The sequence below is a fragment of the Arcicella sp. GW458-12-2-14-TSB2 genome (genome assembly GCF_059423785.1).
The window spans coordinates 1-4,941 of record NZ_JBWKYN010000115.1 but is presented as its reverse complement, the minus strand read 5'-3'; the positions used below and the strand labels follow the sequence as shown (position 1 = coordinate 4,941).

6 protein-coding genes are annotated in these 4,941 nt (G+C 34.7%); 4 read left to right on the top strand and 2 right to left on the bottom strand.

Annotated elements, in window-relative coordinates; translation table 11 throughout:
- From AC07XN_RS16010 to AC07XN_RS16000, 3 genes are all read left to right on the top strand, one after another.
- A partial coding sequence (locus tag AC07XN_RS16010; protein WP_494743804.1) for a hypothetical protein occupies positions 1-398 on the top strand: 398 nt, incomplete at its 5' end.
- A gap of 32 nt (positions 399-430) precedes the next feature.
- The gene (locus AC07XN_RS16005; RefSeq protein WP_494743803.1) at positions 431-1,105 is read left to right on the top strand and encodes a TatD family hydrolase; all 675 of its coding nucleotides are present in this window, start codon (positions 431-433) and stop codon (positions 1,103-1,105) included.
- Between the two features lie 92 nt (positions 1,106-1,197).
- A complete protein-coding gene (locus AC07XN_RS16000) occupies positions 1,198-1,812 on the top strand; it encodes an inorganic pyrophosphatase (protein WP_309913108.1) in 615 nt (204 codons plus the stop codon).
- 114 nt (positions 1,813-1,926) lie between these two features.
- On the opposite strand, the gene rimO is transcribed toward AC07XN_RS16000, so the two are convergent.
- Entirely contained in the window at positions 1,927-3,237 is a 1,311-nt protein-coding gene (gene rimO / locus AC07XN_RS15995; RefSeq protein WP_494743802.1) for a 30S ribosomal protein S12 methylthiotransferase RimO, read from the bottom strand.
- Between the two features lie 405 nt (positions 3,238-3,642).
- Between rimO and AC07XN_RS15990 the strand changes: the two genes are divergently transcribed.
- Positions 3,643-3,858 (top strand): hypothetical protein, encoded by a 216-nt coding sequence (locus tag AC07XN_RS15990; RefSeq protein WP_309912624.1) that lies wholly within the window; start codon positions 3,643-3,645, stop codon positions 3,856-3,858.
- A 195-nt stretch (positions 3,859-4,053) separates the two neighbouring features.
- Here the strand turns inward: AC07XN_RS15990 and AC07XN_RS15985 are convergent, their stop codons facing one another.
- On the bottom strand, positions 4,054-4,860 hold the full coding sequence (locus AC07XN_RS15985) for a hypothetical protein (RefSeq protein WP_309912626.1): 807 nt from the start codon (positions 4,858-4,860) through the stop codon (positions 4,054-4,056).
- Positions 4,861-4,941 lie beyond the last annotated feature (81 nt).

The following is a 4,941-nucleotide window of genomic DNA, read 5'->3' as shown; positions in this document are numbered from 1 at the left end:
AAAGAAATCGACTAGGAAAAGAAATTTATGAAAGCAGTCCACAAAACCTTTCTTACAAAAATGGACTCGCTATATCTTTTATAAAATTAGCTACTGTACTAGAGTCTGAAAAACGATACAAAGAAGTTATCAACACTTTAATAGAGGCTCAGAAACATTTTCTAGAAATTTATCAAGTTACACAAGGGAGTATTATCTTATTTACTTATAATTATGCTTGGGTTTGCTGGAAAATTTCTAATATTTATCAAATAATGCCCAATAAAGAAGCCTTTAATGAGCTAACAATCAAACAAATTCAAAAAGAAGGCTACGAGTTACTAAAACCTTTGGCTGATGCAGGTTTTTTACAAGAAAATCAGAAAACACTTTTTCAATTATTAAATGAGGGTTTGTGATTAATTACCAATTAATATCTTAAATTTTTCCTATGCCAACCTTTATTAACATCCATACTCATCATCCTTCCGTAGAGCCAAAGACTATGAGTGTCATCAACGCTCAAACAGCTTCTGGTTGGATGGATTTATCAGTTGGGAATTTTTCAGTGGGTTTACATCCGTGGTACATAAAGCAGGAAAATATAGACAAGGATTTTGAGGAATTAGCACAATTAGCAAAGCATCCTAATGTATTAGCGATAGGCGAATGTGGGCTAGATAGGTTAATTGATTTGAATATGAATATTCAAGAGGAGGTTTTTATTCGACAAATACACTTGGCTGAAACTTTACAGAAACCTGTGATTATCCATTGTGTCAAGGCATTTTCAGAATTAATCGCTTTGAAAAAAAGGCTGAACCCCAAAGTTCCACTTATTGTTCATGGGTTTAATAATAATCTCCAGATTTGTGGTCAACTGGTTCAGCATCAATTTTATATTTCATTGGGAAGTGCCTTATTGAATTCTCAATCGAACGCTAGTAAAAACATTTCATCTATTCCAATTCAGCAGTTATTTTTAGAAACAGACGACAAAATTTGTTTTATTTCGACTATATTTGCCCATGCTTCAACCTATTTAACACAGCCTGTTGAAGTTTTACAAGAACAAATATTACAAAATTTCAAAAAAGTAGTAAGTGCCGATTCGAGCGTGGTATGAAAAAAAAAACAAGAGTTAAAAAGCCGGTTGAGAAAGTGATTAAAACAGGTATTCCTCACACACCACCATCCATCCACTACCAACCCATTAGTATGCAAAGAAACTTTTATAAAGCCCATCCGTGGCATGGTATCCAGATTGGAGACGGCATGCCGAAAGTAGTGACTGCTTTCATCGAAATCGTATCGACTGATACTGTAAAGTATGAAATCGACAAAGAGACTGGTTATTTGAAAATCGACCGTCCTCAAAAATTCTCTAACATCGTTCCTGCCTTGTATGGCTTTCTTCCTCAGACTTATTGTGGAGAAAACACGGCTCAGTTTGCTCGTGAGCAATCAGGAAAAGTGATTGAATCTGGTGATGGTGACCCATTAGATATTTTGGTGCTTTCTGAACGTACCATTACGCATGGAGATATCATCTGTCAGGCTATTCCAATCGGTGGAATCAGAATGATTGACAAAGGAGAAGCTGATGATAAAATTATTGCGGTATTGAAAGGCGATTCATTATATGGAAGCTGGACAGACATTTCTCAGTGTCCAAAACCAATTATTGATCGTTTGGTTCACTATTTCTTGACGTATAAAAATATTCCTGGCGAAGAAAAAGTAGCCGTAGACATTGATGAGGTTTATGGTGCAGAAATTGCTCATCAAATTATCATTAAATCAAGAGAAGACTACCGTAATTTGGTAGGATAATACTTGATTTGAGGATTTGAAAATTTGAAAATTGTAAATGCGAGGAAAGCCGATAACAATCAAACATCCTTACTTTATAATATTTTCAAATTTTCAAATCTCTAAATTTTCAAATTATAAAACCACTTCTCCGTACAAATCAAATTCTTCGGCACGATTTACTTTTACGTTCGCAAAATCGCCTAAACGTACATATTGACTAGCAGGAACTAATACTTCATTATCTACCTCTGGCGAGTCAAATTGTGTTCTTCCGATAAAGTATCCTCCTTCTTTTCTATCAAATAATACTTTATAAGTATTCCCGATTCTGTTCTGGTTCAATTCCATCGAAATATCTTGTTGCAAAGCCATTATCTCATCAGCACGTTCTTGTTTCACTTCGGCAGGTACATCATCTTCAAAAGAATGTGAGTGTGTGTCGTCTTCATGCGAATAGGTAAATACTCCCAAACGGTCGAAACGCATTTTCTCTACAAACTGATATGTTTCTTCAAAATCAGCTTCTGTTTCACCCGGATGACCCGAAATCAACGTTGTTCTTAAAGCAATTTCAGGTACTTTATCACGAATAGCATTGATTAAATCTTCTGTTTTTTCACGGGTAATTCCTCTACGCATTCGCTTCAATACTTCTGTTGAGCCACTTTGCAAAGGCATATCCAAGTATTTACAAATATTTGGGTATTTCGCCATCGTATCTAACACATCCATCGGGAAACCTGCTGGGTAAGCATATTGTAAACGAATCCAATCAAGGCCTTCTATGTCAGCGAATCGTTCTAATAATTCAGAAAGGTTTCGCTTTTTGTAAATGTCTAATCCGTAGTAGGTTAAATCTTGGGCAATCAAAATCAATTCTTTCGTACCACGTTTCACCAATGATTTAGCTTCAATGACTAAGTCTTCGATAGAACGAGAAACGTGTCCTCCACGCATCAAAGGAATAGCACAGAAAGAACATGGGCGGTCACAACCTTCAGCAATTTTTAAGTAAGCATAGTGCGTTGGTGTAGTCAACAAACGCTCGCCAATTAATTCATGTTTATAGTCTGCTTTTAAGGTTTTTAGTAAACGAGGTAATTCATTGGTACCAAAAAAAGCATCCACCATAGGAATTTCAGCTTCTAATTCGTCTTTATAACGATGTGACAAACAACCAGTTACATATAATTTATCGATAATACCTGATTCTTTGGCATCAACATATCTTAAAATAGTATCAATAGATTCTTGTTTGGCATTATCAATAAATCCACAAGTATTTACAATCACAACGTTGGCATCGTCTTTTTTAGACTCATGCGTAACATTCATGCCATTGCCTTTTAATTGCGTATAAATTACTTCTGAATCCACTAGATTTTTACTACAACCCAGTGTTACTATATTTACTTTATTCTTACGTAATGTTTTAGTTTTCATTTCAACGAACCCAAATTCAGTGGGAAATTATGTGTGCTTTGGCACGGATTGTCTGTTAATAGCAAGGCTTTTATCTAACGTCAGCCCTTTATTCAAAAGATGATACAAGATATATTTTTAGCCTTTTTCTGAATTAGCCTGCAATTTACAACAAAATTTATCAGCATTAAGCTTTAAAGAGAGAGGTTCTAGCTTTTCTTTTGGTTTAGGAGCAATAAGAAGAGTATTTAAGCTTTATATTTGGGACCATGAATCCTTCTCTTTCGAAATCATCGTTCATTATTCTCCTTTATTTACAGTGAATATTCTAACTTTGTAGCTCGAAAAATTAAGCTAACTCGTTTCAGAATTGTTGATTTTAGCTATTCTAAATCAATAATTATTCAAATTTTCAAATTAACCTTCATGGATTTTAATTTCAAACAATATCACATGCGTTCAATTAATGCCGCTTCGGCAGAGGAACGTGCAGCTATCAACCAAGAATTAAAAGATTTTTACGCTTCTTTGAACGAAGAAGACAAAAAGACATTTAATACGCAATTACAAACATTTATTGCAAGAGAAATGGGGCGATTGAAAACTGACTATGAAGCAATTAAGCAAGGAACGCAGAACTAGCTATGAGCTATGAGCTATGAGCTATGAGCTATGAGCTATGAGCTATGAGCGTTTAGACTCATGGGTAAATTTCATTTTAATATCTTGCTATTTTAATAAAAAGCTAAAAATGAGCTGTGAGAGTTTCGCTTTGGGTTTTATTATAACCTATAGCTCTTTAAAAAAAGCTCAAAGCTCACTGCTGATAGCTTAAAGCTAGAAATCATAACTAACCGAAACACCAGAAACATTAGCCTTTGAAGCAGGTGCTGCAAAACCTCTTAAAGAATCTGACGAACCAAAGTTAATTCTTTCATAACGAAGCTTAATCGTCAGCTTTTTAATTTTTGCACCAATTTCTACGGATGGTGATAGTTGTCTTTTTAAGTCTAGTTCCGCATTGGGCAAGTTAAGATTCTTTTCATCTAATTTCAATTTCGAGATAAGCGGATAGCTACCAGAAATCCTTAAAGTAAGTTTCACTTTAGACTTAGTAGCATAATTTAACTTAGCACCGAAAGATGGAGAGAGAAATTTGTATTTTTCTTCAACCAGCAAAGGACTAGCCTCTGTACCATAATCAGTTGAACGGCCCCAGATTTTAGCTTCAAGTCCTAAAAAAGGCTCAATAGAAACATTAGAACTATCCCTTAATTTAAAAGGAACTCCAACGTCTACGTTGATAAAACCTCCACTATAGGCTGTTTTAGGGGAAGAAGCAATAAAGCTACTACTGCCAAGTTTATCAAAAACAGAAGCAAAAGCAAGTGGTGGTGATGTACTGATAATACTCTGCCCTATTGTTTTAAAAATAGTTGTCCCAAAGCTAACGTTTAATTTTTTACTAGGTTTAAGCTTTAATTCTATTCCTACTTCGCCGATTGTATTTTTTTCTAACCAATTTACATTCCTGATTGCACCAGTCGGTGTAATCGTGATAAACTTCAGGCTATCAACAGATTGGGCAGTAACACCCAAAGATGAACCGCATATTATGAAGGTTAAAAGTATAAATCGTTTCATATAACAATGGCAATAATGAGATATAATTTTCTCAATTAAATACAAACGCAAAATTAATTCTTAAATTGTTAAATCCACGAC